The organism is Streptomyces sp. BK239, from assembly GCF_004217285.1.
Classification (GTDB): Bacteria; Actinomycetota; Actinomycetes; order Streptomycetales; family Streptomycetaceae; genus Streptomyces.
The window spans coordinates 177,980-194,020 of the sequence record NZ_SHKS01000002.1; the positions used below are offsets into that span (position 1 = coordinate 177,980).

Consider the following 16,041-nt stretch of genomic DNA (forward strand, 5'->3'; position numbering starts at 1 on the left):
AGTTCCCATGCGCAGCAGACTCGTCCTGCACGCCGTCGACTCGCACACCGAGGGCATGCCCACCCGGGTGATCACCGGCGGGATCGGCACGATCCCCGGGGCCACGATGAACGAGCGCCGGTTGTACTTCCGTGAACACCGGGACGAAATCAAGCAGTTGCTGATGAACGAGCCGCGCGGCCACTCGGCGATGAGCGGTGCGGTCCTCCAGCCGCCCACCCGGGCGGACTGCGACTGGGGCGTGGTCTACATCGAGGTCTCCGGCTATCTGCCGATGTGCGGTCACGGCACGATCGGGGTGGCGACCGTGCTCGTCGAGACGGGCATGGTGGAGGTCGTCGAACCGGTGACCACCATCCGTCTGGACACCCCGGCGGGGCCGGTCGTCGCCGAGGTTGCGGTCGAGGACGGGGCGGCCCGTGCGGTGACGTTGCGCAACGTGCCCTCCTTCGCCGTCGGCCTGGACAGGAAGGCGACGCTGGCCGACGGCCGTACGGTGACCTACGACCTCGCGTACGGCGGGAACTTCTACGCGATCCTTCCGCTGGAGGAGTTCGGGCTGCCCTTCGACCGTGCCCGCAAGGACGACATCCTGAGGGCCGGGCTGGCGTTGATGGAGGCGATCAACTCCGAGGCGGAGCCGGTGCATCCGGAGGACCCGTCGATCCGGGGCTGCCACCACGTGCACCTCTACGCGCCCGGTGCGACCGCCCGTCACTCTCGGCACGCGATGGCCATCCACCCGGGCTGGTTCGACCGCTCGCCCTGCGGCACGGGGACCAGCGCGCGCATGGCGCAACTGCACGCGCGCGGTGAACTTCCCCTGCACACCGAGTTCGTGAACGAGTCGTTCATCGGCACGCGCTTCACCGGGCGGCTGCTCGGGACGACGGAGGTGGCCGGGCGTCCGGCGGTGCTGCCCAGTTTCACGGGCCGCGCCTGGATCACCGGCACGGCCCAGTACCTGCTGGACCCGACCGACCCGTTCCCCGCCGGGTTCGTGCTGTGACCGGCGGAGCCTCCGGCGCCGTACGGCCCGCCGCACCGCGGCTGCCCGTGCTCGGGGGGCGTCGCAGCAGTTACCGCGAGCGGGTCGCCGAGGCGCTGCGGGCGGCGCTGATCGCCGGTGAACTGCGTCCCGGTCAGGTGCACTCGGCGCCGGCGCTGGCCGCCCGGTTCGGCGTGTCGGCGACGCCCGTGCGGGAGGCGCTGCTCGACCTCGCCAAGGAGGGCCTGGTCGACGCGGTCCCCAACAAGGGGTTCCGGGTCACCGACGTCTCCGAGCGGCAGCTCGACGAGTACACGCACGTCCGGGCGCTCATCGAGATCCCCACGGTGGCCGCGCTGGCGACCGGCGCCGACCCGGTGGAGCTGGAGGCGCTGCGTCCGGCCGCCCGGGAGATCGTCGCAGCGGCCGCGGCGGGTGACCTCATCGCCTACGTCGAGGCCGACACCCGCTTCCATCTGGGCCTGCTCGCCCTCGCCGGCAACGCCCACCTGGTCGAGGTGGTCCGCGACCTGCGCGGCCGGGCCCGGCTGTACGGCCTGACCGCGCTCTCCGCGTCGGGCCGTCTGCCGGCCTCGGCGGAGGAACACCTGGAGCTGCTGGACGCGTTGATCGCCCGAGACGAGCGGGCCGTGCGCGAGGTCATGACACGGCACCTGGGACACGTCCGGGGCATGTGGGCGTCCGCAGAGTCCTGACGGCGCGCATCGCCCAGCTCCCCGGCCGCCACCCCCAACTCCTGTGATCTTTCTCGCGGGTTGCTGTAGACAGGGGATGGGCAGGCACTGCGCGTGTCCGGTGAAGGCGGTGTCGTTCCAGTGGGGGAAGTCGTGCGTGTGTGTCTCATCGGTGCGGGTCTGTCGGGACTGGCGACGGCACACGCGCTCAAGTCCGCGGGCATCGGGTTCGTCTGCCTGGAGCAGGCGCCCGACGTCGGCGGCATCTGGCGGCGGCCGCAGGCCGGGGAGCGCGGCCCGGGCTATCTGTCGCTGCACCTCAACACCGCCAAGGACCTGACCGGTTACGCCGGTTTCCCGATGCCGGCCTCCTACCCCACCTACCCCCGGCACAGCGACGTCGCCGCGTACCTGCGCTCCTTCGCCGAGTGGTCCGGCGTCCTGGACCACGTCGAGACGGGGACGACCGTGGAGTCCGTACGGCAGGAGGCGGACGGGACGTGGACCGTCGGCAGCCTCGACGCCGGCGGCGCGCGCGCCTCGCGGAGCTTCACCCACGTGGTCGTCGCGTCGGGGCACAACTCCGAGCCGTCCCTGCCCGCTCCGCCGCCCGGCTCCGAGACGTTCACCGGCCGGATCCTGCACGCCCTCGACTACCACGACGGCGCCGAGTTCGCGGGCCAGGACGTCGTCGTCGTGGGGCTCGGCGCGTCGGCGGTGGACATCGCCGCAGACCTCTCCCGGCACGCCGCGCGGACCCTGCTCTCGGTGCGCCGCGGGCTGCACGTCCTGCCCAAGCAGCTGTTCGGTATGCCGCTGGACGAGATCGCCCGCGCGCCCTGGTGGTCCGCCATGTCCCTGGCGGAGCAACGGCGTTTCGTCGAGCAGGCGCTGCTCGTCATACGCGGCCGGCTCGCCGACTACGGGCTGCCCGAGCCCGACCACCCGCTCTTCGCCTCGGCCGTCACCATCTCGGACGAGCTCCTCAGTCGCATCCGCCACGGCGCGATCACGCCCAGGCCCGCGATCGAGCGTTTCGACGGCGACCGGGTGGTCTTCGCCGACGGCACCTCGGAGCGGGCCGACGCCGTTGTCCACTGCACCGGCTACCGCATGTCCTTCCCGTTCCTGCCGGCCGGCTGCCCCGTCGGCACGCAGGGGTCGGTCGAGCTGTACAAGCGGGTCGTGGCCGCCGACCGGCCCGGGCTCTACTTCGTGGGCCTGGTAAGGCCGTTGGGCTCCATCACCCGGCTCGTGGAGGCCCAGTCGCGGTGGATCGCACGCCTCGTCACGGGCGAAGCCGTCCTCCCGGAACCGGAGGTCATGCACAAGGAGATCGCCACCCACCTCGCGGGCATCGCCGGTCAGTACGGCCAGACGGAGGGCGCGTCGATCCAGGTCAACGTGGAGCCCTACCTGCGGGAGCTGGGCGAGGTGTGAGCGGGTGAGGCGGTGAGGGGAGCGGTGCGGCGGTGTACGGCTCCCCTCCGGGCCCTGCGCTGCGCGCGTCAGCCGGTCGCCGTGGCTGCGGTGACGGGGCGGGGGGTGGCGGGCGGGCGGACGTCGTACGCCTCCGAGGAGATGTATGTGGTCACGCGCGGGGGGCGGCCCCGCTGGTGGGCCAGCGCCAGGTAGGCGACGAGTCCCACCCCGTCCTCCAGGGGGCGCGAGGTGACGGCGGCCAGGGCCCTGGGCAGCGGAGCGGGGTCCATGCCGTAGGCGCGCAGGACGTCGGTGGCCCGGGAGAGGGACTCGCCGTCATGCGCCGCGTAGCCCCGGACCGGGACGTGCAGGGTGAAGCCGGTGGGACGTCCGACGCTCGTTTTGGTGAAGGCATGACATGTCAGGACGGGACGGCCGGTGAGCCGTTCCTCTCCGTCGGGGCCGGTCTCGACGGCGCCTAAGAGGTCGTCGCCGAAGACGCTCTCCCCGAGCCCCGAAGCCGTGCGCAGGAACCGCTCGATCTCCGCCGGGCCGGGGCCGGCGTCCATCCGGGACAGGCCGGCCGCCTCGGCGACGGAGAGGCGGTCGTGACGCAGGTAGACCTTGACCCGCGGGCTCTCCCAGTCGCCCAGGTCCAGGGCGAGGAAGGGGTAGCCGTCGGCCGGGGGCAGAGAGGCGAACGCCTGCCCGTGACCGAGCCGGTCCAGGGCCTCGCGCACCGTCTCGGCGCAGTGCTCGGCCCCGTTGGCGGCCGGGTTCAGGTACACCTTCAGCATGGGAATGCCGCCGGGGCGCAGCTCCAGGGCGCACCACAGGGCGAGGGCTCCCTGCGGCGCGGGCGGCAGGAAGAGGTCCTCCAGCTCGTCGAGCCGGTCGGTGGAGAAGCCCCAGCGGTAGGCCATGTCGCGGATGACGTCGAGTCCGACACGGCCGTTTCGCGCCAGGTCGGGGGCCGCGCAGCCGGGTTCGACGAGGACGCGCAGGGCGCAGGCGCCGTCCGGGAGGAAGGAGAGCGAGTACTCGACCGGCGTGTGGTCGTCGGAGAGGCAGGTCCGCGACGGCGGCGGAAGGTGCAGCGGCCGTTCGGCGACCGGTCCCAGCGCCTCGGCGAGCAAGGCGGCGTAGGTCTTCGCGTCGACGGCGCTCAGCCCGGCGACCCCGCACAGGCGGGCCAGTTGGGCGGAGGTGAGGGAGCCGAGCGTCGAAGTGTCCGTGCCACGAGACTCGTCGAGCGTGGGGGCGGTCACCTTGCCTCCCCGTGAGCGGGGGGGCGGGCATGAAGATACCCGCCGGTCGGGGCGGGTATCTCGCTGTCCTGCGTGTGGAGTTGAGCCCGTCGGGTGGGGGCGGCGACGCGCCCCCAGGTTATGTGGGGCGCGGGCTGGGGCCGTCCGGAGTCGGGTCTGACGGCTTCGGCGTCGAGGCACATGAGGTCCACGACACCTCCTTCTTCTCGTGAGCAACACGGGTTCCGCGTTGCTCACTACCCCCGCCGTTGAAACTTCATGCAGTTGTCGGGAAGGCTGTGGATGTCGTCTGAATCACTTCGTCAGCCAGTTGAGGAACTGGCTCCACATTCCTCCTCGTTCACCCCTGCGGCCGGTGCCCGCCGTGGGCGCCGAGGGCGCCTCGGTGCGGGTCTGCGCGACCGGCCGGCGTACCGGCTGGACCGGGGTGAACCGCGCGGGCAGAGTGGTCAGACCGCGACTGAACGCCCCCGGACGCCACGTCAGACTGTCCTCGGGAACGGAGAGTTCGACGTCCGGCAGCTGGTTGAGCAGGTTCTCGATGGCGGCGACGGCGATGTGCCGGGCGGGGTCCTTGGAGGGGCAGGCGTGCGGGCCCGCGCTCCACGCCAGGTGCGCCCGGTTGCTGCCCGCCTGCCGGGCCGCCGTCAGCGCCGGGCCGGTGTTGGCGGCGGCGAAGCTCACCAGCACCAGGTCGCCCGCCGAGAGCTTCTGGCCGGCGAACTCCATGTCGGCCACCGGGTAGTGGGCCGCGTAGTTCGTCATCGGCGGGTTCTCCCACAGCGTGTCGTCCAGCGCCTCCTCGATCAGTCCGCCCTTGTAGGCGTACCGGTCGTCGGTGAGCAGCCGGTGCAGGGTGTTGCCGATGAGGTTGACCAGCGCCTCGGCCCCCGCCCCGAGCAGCAGGGCCAGCTGGTGGACCATCTCCTCGTCGGTGAGCGCGGACTGATGCTGCATCAGCCACGAGGTGACGTCGTCACCGGGCTTGGCCCGCTTGAGCGCGATGAGCTCGCCGACCGCCTCGAACAGCACTGCGATCGCCTTCTCGGCGTTGACCCCGTCGAACATGCCGGAGATGCCGAAGAACACGCGGTCGCCGATGTCGGCGGTGCAGCCGAACAGTTCGTTGAACACGAACAGCGGCAGCTGCCGGGCGTAGCCGCCGACCAGGTCGGCCGAACCGCGTGAGCTGAACTGGGAGATGAGGAAGTCGGAGATCCGCTCGGTGGACTGGCTCAGCCGGCGCGAGTCGATGCGCGCCATGCTGTCCGTGATTGCCTGACGCAGCCTCAGGTGTTCGGCGCCGTCGCTGAACATGCAGTTCGGCCGGTACGACAGGAGAGGCACCACGGGGCTGTCCGGGGCGATCTTGCCGTCGTTGAAGTCACGCCAGCGGCGGGAGTCCTTGCGGAACGAGGCCGAGTCCTGCAGGAGGTGCAGCGCGGTGGCATAGTCGGTGACGAGGGTGGCCTCGACGCCGGGGGCGAGCTCGACGGGCGCGGTGGGCCCGAAGTGCCGCAGGTAGGCGTAGTAGGCCTGCGGGTCGGCGGCGAACTCCGGCCCGTGCAGCGGCACTGCGCCGCCGCTGTTGTGCGCCGGGCACCCGGGCGGGGGCGCCGGAGCGGTGGGTCGGTCCATGTGTTGCTCCTAGTGGGCACGGTCCTGCAGATGGCGGACGAGAGTGATCAGCGCTTCGGCCGACGACTGCTCGTCCCGCGCGTCGCAGGTGACGACGGGGGTGTCGTCGAGCAGGTCCAGCGCCTCGCGCAGGGCGTTCTCGTCCCGCAGGGGGCTGCCGTCGAAGTGGTTGACGGCGATGGCGTAGTCGAGGCCGTACTGCTCGATGAGGTCGATCACGGCGAAGGAGTCCGCGAGCCGCTCGGGGTCGACCAGCACCAGCGCGCCGAGCGCGCCCCGGGCCATGTCCTCCCACATCTGCACGAAGCGCTGCTGGCCCGGCGTTCCGAACAGGTAGAGCACGACCCGGTCGCTGATGGTGAGGCGGCCGAAGTCCATGGCGACCGTGGTGGTGGTCTTGCCCTGGACGCCCTTGAGGTCGTCGACGGACTCGGCGGCCCGTGTCATCGTCTCCTCGGTGGACAGCGGCTCGATCTCGGAGATCGCGCCGATGAACGTGGTCTTGCCCACCGCGAAGTGGCCGACGACGAGGATCTTCACGGCGGTCTGCGTCGCGCCGCCGCGGACGTACGCCTGCTCATCCAAACTTGGCCCTGAGACCATTCAGCACCTCCTCCAGGATCTCCCGGTCGGCGAGGGGCGCCCGCTGCACGGGCGGGCGGGTGACGAGGTAGCCGCCCTCGGTGAGGGCGGCGAGCAGGATCTTCACCACGCCGAGGGGCAGTTGGGTGTGCCCCGCGATCTCGGCGACCGAGAGGTAGCCGGCGGAGCACAGGTCGAGCAGCTTCTGCTCCTCCGGGGAGAGCCGCGTGGGCCGCTGCCGGTGGTCGGCGGTCGCCGTGACCAGGGTGATGAGGGAGAGCTTCTCCTCGTCGGGCAGTCCGCGTCCTTTGGTGATGACGTACGGACGCACTAACTCCGGCGTCTGCGGCTCGAGTTCACCGAAACCCGTCATGAGCGGGCGCCGAGGTTCTCGCGCGGCGGTGTCGTCAGGGCCTTGCCGAGCTGGCCGACGAGCTGCTGCATCCGGAAGGTGATGTCCGCCATGTCGACGTCCGGGGAGGCCGAGACGCCGAGGTAGGCGCCCTCGCCGGCGGAGATGAGGAAGACCCAGCCCCCGTCGAACTCGACCAGGGTCTGCCGCCACCTCTGGGTGGTGTCCTCGCAGAAGAAGGCGAGGGAGCGGCTGAGCGACTGCACGCCGCTCATCGCGGCGGCGACCCGGTCCGCGTCGTCCTTGCCGAAGTCCTGCGTCCGGGCCATCAGCAGCCCGTCGGCGGAGATCAGGACGGCGTGCAGGGCCCCGGGAATCTCCAGGGCGCTGTCAAGCATCCATGACAGATCGTCGTTCACGAGAACTCATGCCCTTCGTTTCTCGTACCGCGTGTGCTGCTCGTCTGTTCCGCGTTGTCCGCAGGGGTGGCCCGTCGGCCCGACTGGGTGCCGCGCTGGAACGCGCCCATGATCGCCGCCGTCTCCGCGCCCGAGCGGGCGGAGGAGGGGGTGTTCGACGCGCTGCCGGGGACGATGGCCATCGGCCTCTTGCGGCGCCGCTTGGGCAGTCCGTCGGCGGTGGTGCCGGTCGCGGTGGGTACGGGTTCCGGCCCGCCGCGGGTGGGGGCGGGGGCGGGGGCCGCGGTGACGGCCGGGGCCGGCTCCTTCTGCTCGGGCGCGCTGGTGAGCAGGTCGTGCGGCAGGAGGAGGACCGCACGTACGCCGCCGTAGGGCGAGGAGGAGTCGACCGACACTTCGAAGCCGAAGCGTTCGGCGAGGACTCCGATCACCGCGAATCCGAACTGGGGCGGGTTTCCGAGCCCCGAGACGCCGGAGACGCGTTCGCTCGACAGGAGTTTCTCCGCGCGAGCCCGCTCCTCGTCGTTCATTCCGACACCCGCGTCGTCCACGACGATGCAGATCCCCTTGGGGACGGTGCGGATGTTGATTTCGACGACGGTGTCCGGGCTGGAATAGCTGGTGGCGTTGTCGAGCATTTCGGCGAGGGCCAGCGCCACCGGTTCGACGGCGCGGCTCGTGATGCCGAAATCGACCTGCGAGAGGATTTCCACCCGCCGGTAGTGGCGGATCCTGCCCTGTGCGCTGCGGACCACGTCGTACACGGAGGCCACGTCGCGCTGGCGGCCGAGCCAACCGTCGCAGAGCACCGCGATGGACTGGGCCCGGCGGCCGAACTGGGAGTTGGTGTGGTCGATCTCCAGGAGGTCCTGGAGGATGACCGACTCGCCGTATTTGTTCTGCAACCGGGAAACGATCAACTGCTGTTCCGCGGCGAGGCCCTGAAGGGTCCGCATCGCGGACTTCAGGACGGTTTTCGTTGCCTCTTCGGCTCTGTCCTGGGCTGCCTCGACGGATTTCGCGTACCCGTTCTCCAGCTCGGTGTGCTGAGCCCTGAGATCTGCGAACTCCTGCCTTAACGCGCGCGTGGCCCTCCGCTGGCGAACAAGGAGGGCGACTGCGACGATCACGGCGACGAGGAGAGCCCAGAATACCGGGTTCTGTATGTAATCAGTCATAAGACTCTCTTCAGGCGACTGACGGCCAGTGCTGAATTCCCGTCAACGCGGGTGGACCGGCGGACCGCCCGCAGCGGGGTCAACGCCCGGACCGTCCCCGTAGTCGAGGATGTCGTCTTCCACCCATCCGCCCGCTCTACAAGCGCCGTGATCGTATCACCACAAGATGCGATCAACGACCGCCAACATACGCGCCCTTGACGCTCATTGACGGCCCGTCAGACAGCGCGCCGACAGCTTCGCGACAGGCCGCGCCGCCCGGAAGCGATAAACGGGGTTCCGCGGCATAACAACGCTCTGCGGCGTAACGGTGTTCTGCGACGTAACAGCGCTCTGCGGCATAACGGTGTTCCGCGGCATTCGAGGAGATCGGCGGGCGGCGGGCGCACACACGACAAAACCCGCACCGGGTGCACCCCGATGCGGGTTTGTGATGAGTGTCCGAGGGGGGACTTGAACCCCCACGCCCGATAAAGGGCACTAGCACCTCAAGCTAGCGCGTCTGCCATTCCGCCACCCGGACAAGGTGTCTGCCGCCCGTGCGGGTGGTCCCCGCGGCGACGAGGACAACCATACCAAGCTTTGGGAGTGCGTTTCACCTGCGTATTCACCGGCCCGGGGCCCCGCCCCGCCGGGGGCCGATCACGGGCAGCGGACGACCTGTCCCGCGTACGACAGGTTCCCGCCGAAGCCGAACAGCAGGACCGGGTCGCCGGTGGAGAGCACGCCCTGCTCGACCAGCTTGGAGAAGGCGAGCGGGATGCTCGCGGCGGAGGTGTTCCCGGAATCGGTCACATCGCGCGCGACCACCGCGTTGACGGCGCCGATCTTCTGCGCGAGGGGTTCGATGATCCGCAGGTTCGCCTGGTGCAGGACGACGGCGGCGAGGTCCTCGGGGGTGAGCCCCGCCCGCTCGCACGCCTCCCGGGCGAGCGGTGGCAGCCGGGTCGTCGCCCAGCGGTAGACGCTCTGCCCCTCCTGTGCGAACCGGGCGGGCTGCCCCTCGATGCGCACCGCGTTCCCCATCTCGGGCACCGAGCCCCACAGCACCGGCGCGATGCCCGGCTGCTCGGACGCCTCGACCACGGCGGCCCCCGCCCCGTCGCCGACGAGGACGCAGGTGGTGCGGTCGTTCCAGTCGGTCACCTCGGACATCTTGTCGGCCCCGATCACCAGGGCGCGGCGCGCGGCCCCGGCCCGGACGGTGTGGTCGGCGGTGGCCAACGCGTGGGTGAAGCCGGCGCACACCACGTTGACGTCGATCACCGCCGGACCCGGGATGCCGAGGCGGGCGGCGACCCGGGCGGCCATGTTGGGCGAGCGGTCGACGGCCGTGGAGGTGGCCACCAGCACGAGGTCGATGTCGGCGGGGGTGAGCCCGGCCGTCGCGAGGGCCTTGGCGGCGGCGTGCGCGGCCAGTTCGTCTACGGGCTCGTCGGGGCCCGCGATGTGCCGCGTGCGGATGCCCACCCGGCTCGTGATCCACTCGTCACTGGTGTCGACCATGCCCGCCAGTTCCTCGTTGGTGAGCACCTTGGCGGGCTGGTAGTGGCCGATGGCGGTGATGCGCGAGCCGTTCATGAGCGGGTCCCCCTCGTTGCCTTGGGTAGCGGGATCCACCAGTCTGGTGAGTGACTCGCGGGTACGGGGACGCGACAAGCGACAGGAAACACGAGCCGGGCTTGTCGGTTTCCCGCTAGGGGCTGTCCGGCGGATCAAGTCGCAGGAAAGCAACGGGACCGTTCGGCCCAGGTGGGCGTGCCAGCCCCCGCGTCTGCGGCATGATCCGCCGGACAGCCCCTGACCTCCGGGCCGCGACCCGCGCTCGGCGTGCAGGACAATGAGATCGTCAGGGTCACGTACAGAACCGGGGCTGATCACGCCATGGGACGAGTCACCGAACGACGCAAGGTGCTCCGCATACGGGACGGGGCGCTCTCCACCCGGCCGGACACGCTCGTCGCGGAGGAGCCGCTGGAGATCCGGCTCGACGGCCGGCCGCTCGCCATCACCATGCGCACGCCCGGCGACGACTTCGCGCTGGCCGCCGGCTTCCTGGTCAGCGAGGGCGTCCTGGCCGAGGCGTCCGATCTGCTGAACATCGTGTACTGCGCCGGGGCGACGGCGGACGGGACGAACACGTACAACGTGGTGGACGTGAGGACGGCGCCGCACGTCGTCGTCCCCGACATCACCCTGGAGCGCAACGTCTACACCACCTCCTCCTGCGGTCTGTGCGGCAAGGCGAGCCTGGACGCGGTCCGTACGACGGCCCGCTGGCCCATCGCCGACACGCCGCCGCTGCGGGTGGAGCCGGAGCTGCTGTCGGCCCTTCCGGACCGGCTGCGCGCGGCCCAGCGGGTCTTCGACCGGACCGGGGGGCTGCACGCGGCGGCGCTGTTCTCGGAGGACGGGGAGCTGCTGGACGTGCGGGAGGACGTCGGGCGTCACAACGCGGTCGACAAGCTGGTGGGCCGTGCCCTGCGGGACGGCGCGCTGCCGCTGTCCCGCACCATCCTGCTGGTGTCGGGCCGGGCCTCGTTCGAGCTGGCCCAGAAGGCCGTGATGGCGGGCATCCCGGTGCTCGCGGCGGTCTCGGCGCCGTCCTCGCTGGCGGTGGACCTCGCGGCGGAGACCGGGCTGACGCTGGTGGGCTTCCTGCGGGGCTCCTCCATGAACGTGTACGCGGGTGAGGACCGCATCGCCCTGCGGAGCACGGCCGACCGGGGCTGAGCGGCCCCGGAGGGTCCTCGCGCCGTCGTCATCCCGTCCCGAACGTCACCTGCCCCGCGGAGGCCACCGTGCCCAGACGGGGGAAGTCGAGCCGTACCGACGCCTCGTGCTCCGGTTCGGTGAGGGCGGACATGGCGTCCTCGACGAAGACGAGGTCGTAGCCGAGGTCGCTCGCGGCGCGGGCCGTGGACTCCACGCCGAGGTTGGTGGCGATGCCGCCGAACACCAGCGTGGCGACACCGCGCCGGCGCAGCCGCTCCTCCAGGCCCGTGGCGTGGAACCCGCCCAGGGTCTGCTTGACGACCTCGATGTCGCCGTCGCGCGGCAGCCCTTGGGCCAGCGAACTGCCGGGCGGCTGCTCGGCGACGCCGGGCCGTTCGACGCGGACGAGGACGACGGGAGCCCCGGCCGCACGGAACCTGCCCGCCAACTCCTCGGCGGTGGCGAGCACTTCGGCGCCCTTGCGGGGCGCCAGGGGCAGCGCGAGGATCCGGTCCATCAGGTCGACGAGGACGAGGGCGGTGCGCGCGGGGTCGAGCACGAGGGGTGCGGTCATGACGGAACGTTATCCGTCGTCAGCCGTCCGCACCGGAAATCCCGGTCAACGGCTGTGTGAACTGGTCGCGTTCGGGTTCCGGCAGCGGGTCGCGGGCCCGGCGCTTGGCGATCACCGCGCAGACCATGAGCTGCATCTGGTGGAAGAGCATCAGCGGCAGCACCGCCAGTGAGGCGTGCGCCCCGAACAGCACGCTCGCCATGGGAAGCCCCGAGGCGAGGGACTTCTTGGAGCCGGCGAACTGGATCGCGATCCGGTCCGCGCGGCCGAACCGCAGCGCCTTCGCGCCGTACCAGGTCAGCGCGAGCATCACGGCGAGCAGCACGGCCTCGACGACCACCAGAGCGCCCAGCCGGCCCACGCCGACCCGGGTCCAGACGCCCTGGACCATGCCCTCGCTGAACGCGGTGTAGACGACGAGCAGGATGGAGCCCCGGTCGACGTATCCGAGGACCTTCTTGTGCCGGGCGACGAAACCACCGATCCAGCGCCGCAGCACCTGCCCCGCGACGAACGGCACGAGCAGTTGCAGCACGATCTCGACGAGCGAGTCCGCCGAGAAGCCGCCGCCGGTGCCGCCGAGCACCGCGGCGGCCAGCAGCGGGGTGACGACGATCCCGGCGAGCGAGGAGAAGGACCCGGCGCAGATCGCCGCGGGGACGTTGCCGCGGGCGATGGAGGTGAAGGCGATCGACGACTGGACCGTCGACGGGACGAGGGTGAGGAAGAGCAGACCCTGGTAGAGCGGGTCGGTCAGGACCACCGGGACCAGTCCGCGGGCGGCCAGGCCGAGCACCGGGAACACGACGAACGTGCAGGCCAGGACGGTGACGTGCAGTCGCCAGTGCTTCAGGCCGTCCAGCGCCTCACGGGTGGACAGCCGGGCGCCGTACAGGAAGAAGAGGAAGGCGATCGCGGCCGTGGAGGCGCCGGAGGCCACGTCGGCGGCCGTCCCGCGCGCCGGGAGGAGCGCGGCGAGGCCCACGGTCCCCAGCAGCAGGAGGATGTACGGATCGATCGGCAGACGGCTCGGCAGTCGGCTCGGCCGGCGCAGGCGTTTCACGGTGCTCCACATGCTCTTCTTGCTCTGCTTGCTCTTGACTCTTCTCGCCCTGACCATCGTGCCCTCCGTCGCCGTGATCGGGAATCCGGCACACCCCTCTGACTGCCATCGCGGTTCGTGATGACCGCTGCCTGCCGGGGGTACCGTGATCGGTATGTACGACCCCTCTCACCTGCGCACCTTCCTCGCGGTGGCCCAGACGCTGAGTTTCACGCAGGCCGCTCGCCGGCTGGGGCTGCGCCAGTCCACGGTGAGCCAGCACGTGCGCCGGCTGGAGGAGGCGGCCGGGCGGACGCTGTTCTCCCGGGACACGCACTCCGTGGAGCTGACCGAGGACGGTGAGGCGATGCTCGGCTTCGCCCGCCGGATCCTGGAGGTGCACGAGCAGGCGACGGCGTTCTTCACCGGCACCCGGCTGCGCGGCCGGCTCCGCTTCGGCGCCTCCGAGGACTTCGTGCTGACGCGGCTGCCGGAGATCCTGGAGGGCTTCCGGCACGACCACCCGGAGGTGGACCTGGAGCTCACCGTGGAGCTGTCCGGCACCCTTCACGAGCAGCTGGCCGCCGGGAAGCTGGACCTGGTGCTGGCCAAGCGGCGCCCCGAGGACGGCCGGGGCGAGCTGGTCCACCACGACGAGCTGGTGTGGATCGGCGCGGAGCGGCTGCGCCTGGACCCCGACCGCCCGGTCCCGCTCATCGTCTACCCGCCGCCCGGCATCACCCGGGCGCTCGCCCTGGAGGCGCTGGAGCGACAGGGCCGGGCGTGGCGGATCGCGTGCACGAGCGGCAGCCTCAACGGGCTGATCGCAGCGGCCCTGGCCGGGCTGGGCGTGATGGCGCACTCACGGGGCCTGATCCCGCCCGGGCTGGTCCGCGTGCCGGAGCGGTCGGGGCTGCCGGAGCTGGGCCGGGTGGACTTCGTCCTGGTGCACGGCCGCCGCCGCCCGTCCGCACAGGGCGCGGCGGACGCCCTGGCGACGGCGATCCTCGCGGCCGGCGACCGGCTGCGGCGCCGCACCTGAGACGGGAGCCTCAGGCGCCGTACGGCAGCCGTGCAGGGCCGCACGAGAGCCGCTCGGGGAGTCGGACGGCGTGACCGGAACGGGAAGATTCGGTGGAGGTTACGGCACCGAAACTTACTCGGACGTCAGCTTCCTGTCCGACCCTTCCCCATGTGGGCCCTTTTTCCGGCACTGACCGGCGCAGACGAGAGCATCGCTCGCTTTTCCACCCCCTCCCGCACCCGTCGGGGGTGGGGTAGCTTTCACGGCGCTGTGGGGCATTGAGAAGCGGGGTGCGGGATTTGCGCGAGTTCTCCAACCCTCCCTTGGCGCTGGCGCCGCCGGTGGGCGGACTGGCCGACGTCGTCTTCGAGCACGCCCAGGAGGACCCGCAGCACATCGCGCTCGGCCGCAAGGACGAACGGGGCGAGTGGCGGGACGTCACCTCCGCCGAGTTCCGCGACGAGGTCCTCGCGCTCGCCAAGGGCCTGCTCTCGCAGGGCGTCCGCTTCGGCGACCGCGTCGCGATCATGTCGCGCACCCGGTACGAGTGGACCCTCTTCGACTTCGCCCTGTGGACCGTCGGCGCCCAGGTGGTGCCGGTCTATCCGACGTCCTCCGCCGAGCAGTGTTTCTGGATGCTGCACGACGCGGAGGTCACGGCCGCCGTCGTGGAGCACGAGGACCACGCGATGACGATCGCCACCGTCATCGACCGCCTCCCCGCGCTGCGCAGACTCTGGCAGCTCGACTCCGGCTGTGTGCAGGAGCTCTACGAGGCGGGCGCCGGGCTGGACGACGACGTGGTGCACCGGCACCGGGAGGCGGTCACGCCCGACTCGGTCGCCACGATCATCTACACCTCCGGCACCACCGGCCGCCCCAAGGGCTGCGTCATCTCGCACGGCAACTTCATGTTCGAGGCGGACACGGTCATCGAGCGCTGGGAGCCGGTGTTCCACTCCCGCCGGGGCGACGAAGCGGCCACCCTGCTCTTCCTGCCGCTCGCGCACGTCTTCGGGCGGATGGTGGAGGTCGCCGCGATCCGCGGCCGGGTCCGCTTCGGCCACCAGCCGCAACTGCACGCCGCCGCCCTGCTGCCCGATCTCGCCGCCTTCAAGCCGACCTTCTTCCTGGCCGTGCCGTACATCTTCGAGAAGGTCTTCAACGCGGCCCGCCGCAAGGCGGAGCGGGAGGGGAAGGCCGGGCCGTTCGAGAAGGCGGTCGGGGTGGCCGTGCAGTACGCGGAGGCCGTGGAGGCGAAGGCGTGGGGCACGGGGCCCGGTCCGTCGGCGGGTCTGCGCGTGCAGCACCAGCTGTTCGACAAGCTCGTCTACTCCAAGGTGCGCGCCGCGATGGGCGGCCGGGTCCGGCACGCCATGTCCGGCGGCTCGGCGATGGACCGCACGCTGGGGCTGTTCTTCGCCGGCGCGGGCGTGCAGATCTACGAGGGCTACGGCCTGACCGAGTCGACCGCGGCCGCGACCGCCAACCCGCCCGGGCGCACCCGGTACGGCACCGTCGGCCAGGCCATCCCCGGCATGACCGTGCACCTCGCGGACGACGGGGAGATCTGGCTGCGCGGGGGGAACGTCTTCCAGGGGTACCTGAACAATCCCAAGGCCACCGACGAGACGCTGCACGACGGCTGGCTGGCCACCGGCGACCTGGGCTCCCTCGACGAGGACGGCTACCTCACCATCACCGGCCGCAAGAAGGAGATCCTCGTCACTTCCGGCGGCAAGAGCGTTTCCCCCGGGCTGCTGGAGGAACGTGTTCGGGACCATCCGCTGGTGAACCAGTGCATCGTCGTCGGCAACGACCGGCCGTTCGTCGCCGCTCTGGTCACCCTCGATCAGGAGGCCGTCGAACACTGGCTGCAGATGCGGGCCAAGCCGCAGCTGGCTCCGGCCGATCTGGTGCGCGACGCGGACCTGGAGGCGGAGGTGCGCCGGGCCGTCGTCGCCGCGAACACGCTGGTGTCGCAGGCGGAGTCCATCCGCACCTTCCGCATCCTCGCCCAGCCGTTCACCGAGGAGCACGGCCTGCTGACACCGTCGCTGAAGCTGAAGCGCAAAGCCATCGAAAACGCGTACGCCGACGAGGTCGAAGCGCTGTACCGCACCTGAGGCTCCCCGCAGACCCGC

Annotated in this window: 15 protein-coding genes and 1 tRNA gene; 6 read left to right on the plus strand and 10 right to left on the minus strand. The window is 71.2% G+C overall.

Translation table 11 applies throughout. From position 1 onward, the window contains the following. Positions 1 to 7: 7 nt before the first annotated feature. The 3 genes from EV567_RS06665 (at position 8) to EV567_RS06675 (ending at position 3,123) form a co-directional block, all read left to right on the plus strand. Positions 8 to 1,009: a proline racemase family protein gene (locus tag EV567_RS06665; RefSeq protein ID WP_130437724.1), complete on the plus strand. Its 1,002-nt coding sequence runs from the start codon at positions 8 to 10 to the stop codon at positions 1,007 to 1,009. Beyond that, positions 1,006 to 1,704, plus strand: coding sequence for a GntR family transcriptional regulator (locus tag EV567_RS06670; RefSeq protein WP_130437725.1), 699 nt, complete (start codon positions 1,006 to 1,008; stop codon positions 1,702 to 1,704). Before EV567_RS06665 ends, EV567_RS06670 begins: the two co-directional genes overlap by 4 nt. Before the next feature lie 132 nt (positions 1,705 to 1,836). Further along, positions 1,837 to 3,123, plus strand: coding sequence for an NAD(P)/FAD-dependent oxidoreductase (locus tag EV567_RS06675; RefSeq protein WP_130437726.1), 1,287 nt, complete (start codon positions 1,837 to 1,839; stop codon positions 3,121 to 3,123). 68 nt (positions 3,124 to 3,191) lie between these two features. On the opposite strand, the gene EV567_RS06680 is transcribed toward EV567_RS06675, so the two are convergent. The 8 genes from EV567_RS06680 to EV567_RS06715 form a co-directional block, all read right to left on the minus strand. Next, on the minus strand, positions 3,192 to 4,373 hold the full coding sequence (locus EV567_RS06680) for a tryptophan dimethylallyltransferase family protein (protein WP_130437727.1): 1,182 nt from the start codon (positions 4,371 to 4,373) through the stop codon (positions 3,192 to 3,194). Between the two features lie 294 nt (positions 4,374 to 4,667). Continuing rightward, positions 4,668 to 6,011, minus strand: coding sequence for a cytochrome P450 (locus tag EV567_RS06685; RefSeq protein ID WP_130437728.1), 1,344 nt, complete (start codon positions 6,009 to 6,011; stop codon positions 4,668 to 4,670). 9 nt (positions 6,012 to 6,020) lie between these two features. Then, positions 6,021 to 6,614 carry an ATP/GTP-binding protein gene (locus EV567_RS06690; RefSeq protein WP_130437729.1) on the minus strand — a complete coding sequence of 198 codons (594 nt, stop codon included), beginning with the start codon at positions 6,612 to 6,614 and terminating at the stop codon, positions 6,021 to 6,023. Further along, positions 6,589 to 6,966, minus strand: a complete 378-nt coding sequence (locus EV567_RS06695) for a DUF742 domain-containing protein (protein WP_130437730.1) — start codon at positions 6,964 to 6,966, stop codon at positions 6,589 to 6,591. Before EV567_RS06695 ends, EV567_RS06690 begins: the two co-directional genes overlap by 26 nt. Beyond that, the gene (locus tag EV567_RS06700; protein ID WP_130437731.1) at positions 6,963 to 7,364 is read right to left on the minus strand and encodes a roadblock/LC7 domain-containing protein; all 402 of its coding nucleotides are present in this window, start codon (positions 7,362 to 7,364) and stop codon (positions 6,963 to 6,965) included. Before EV567_RS06700 ends, EV567_RS06695 begins: the two co-directional genes overlap by 4 nt. Then, entirely contained in the window at positions 7,361 to 8,542 is a 1,182-nt protein-coding gene (locus EV567_RS06705) for an ATP-binding protein (protein WP_130437732.1), read from the minus strand. The genes EV567_RS06700 and EV567_RS06705 overlap by 4 nt, the downstream gene beginning before the upstream one ends. A gap of 438 nt (positions 8,543 to 8,980) precedes the next feature. Continuing rightward, positions 8,981 to 9,065: transfer RNA gene (locus tag EV567_RS06710), tRNA-Leu, on the minus strand. 119 nt (positions 9,066 to 9,184) lie between these two features. After that, positions 9,185 to 10,123: a beta-ketoacyl-ACP synthase III gene (locus EV567_RS06715; RefSeq protein WP_130437733.1), complete on the minus strand. Its 939-nt coding sequence runs from the start codon at positions 10,121 to 10,123 to the stop codon at positions 9,185 to 9,187. A gap of 303 nt (positions 10,124 to 10,426) precedes the next feature. On the opposite strand from EV567_RS06715, the gene fdhD reads away from it, so the two are divergent. Next, positions 10,427 to 11,275, plus strand: coding sequence for a formate dehydrogenase accessory sulfurtransferase FdhD (fdhD, locus tag EV567_RS06720; protein WP_130437734.1), 849 nt, complete (start codon positions 10,427 to 10,429; stop codon positions 11,273 to 11,275). 28 nt (positions 11,276 to 11,303) lie between these two features. Here the strand turns inward: fdhD and EV567_RS06725 are convergent, their stop codons facing one another. Beyond that, the gene (locus EV567_RS06725) at positions 11,304 to 11,831 is read right to left on the minus strand and encodes an isochorismatase family protein (protein WP_207228693.1); all 528 of its coding nucleotides are present in this window, start codon (positions 11,829 to 11,831) and stop codon (positions 11,304 to 11,306) included. Between the two features lie 19 nt (positions 11,832 to 11,850). Further along, positions 11,851 to 12,906 (minus strand): bile acid:sodium symporter family protein, encoded by a 1,056-nt coding sequence (locus tag EV567_RS06730; protein WP_130437735.1) that lies wholly within the window; start codon positions 12,904 to 12,906, stop codon positions 11,851 to 11,853. A gap of 142 nt (positions 12,907 to 13,048) precedes the next feature. Here EV567_RS06730 and EV567_RS06735 point away from each other — a divergent pair, with 142 nt between their 5' ends. Together EV567_RS06735 and EV567_RS06740 are read left to right on the plus strand one after the other, a co-directional pair. Then, a complete protein-coding gene (locus tag EV567_RS06735; RefSeq protein ID WP_130437736.1) occupies positions 13,049 to 13,915 on the plus strand; it encodes a LysR substrate-binding domain-containing protein in 867 nt (288 codons plus the stop codon). 281 nt (positions 13,916 to 14,196) lie between these two features. After that, entirely contained in the window at positions 14,197 to 16,023 is a 1,827-nt protein-coding gene (locus EV567_RS06740) for a long-chain fatty acid--CoA ligase (protein WP_130438291.1), read from the plus strand. Positions 16,024 to 16,041 lie beyond the last annotated feature (18 nt).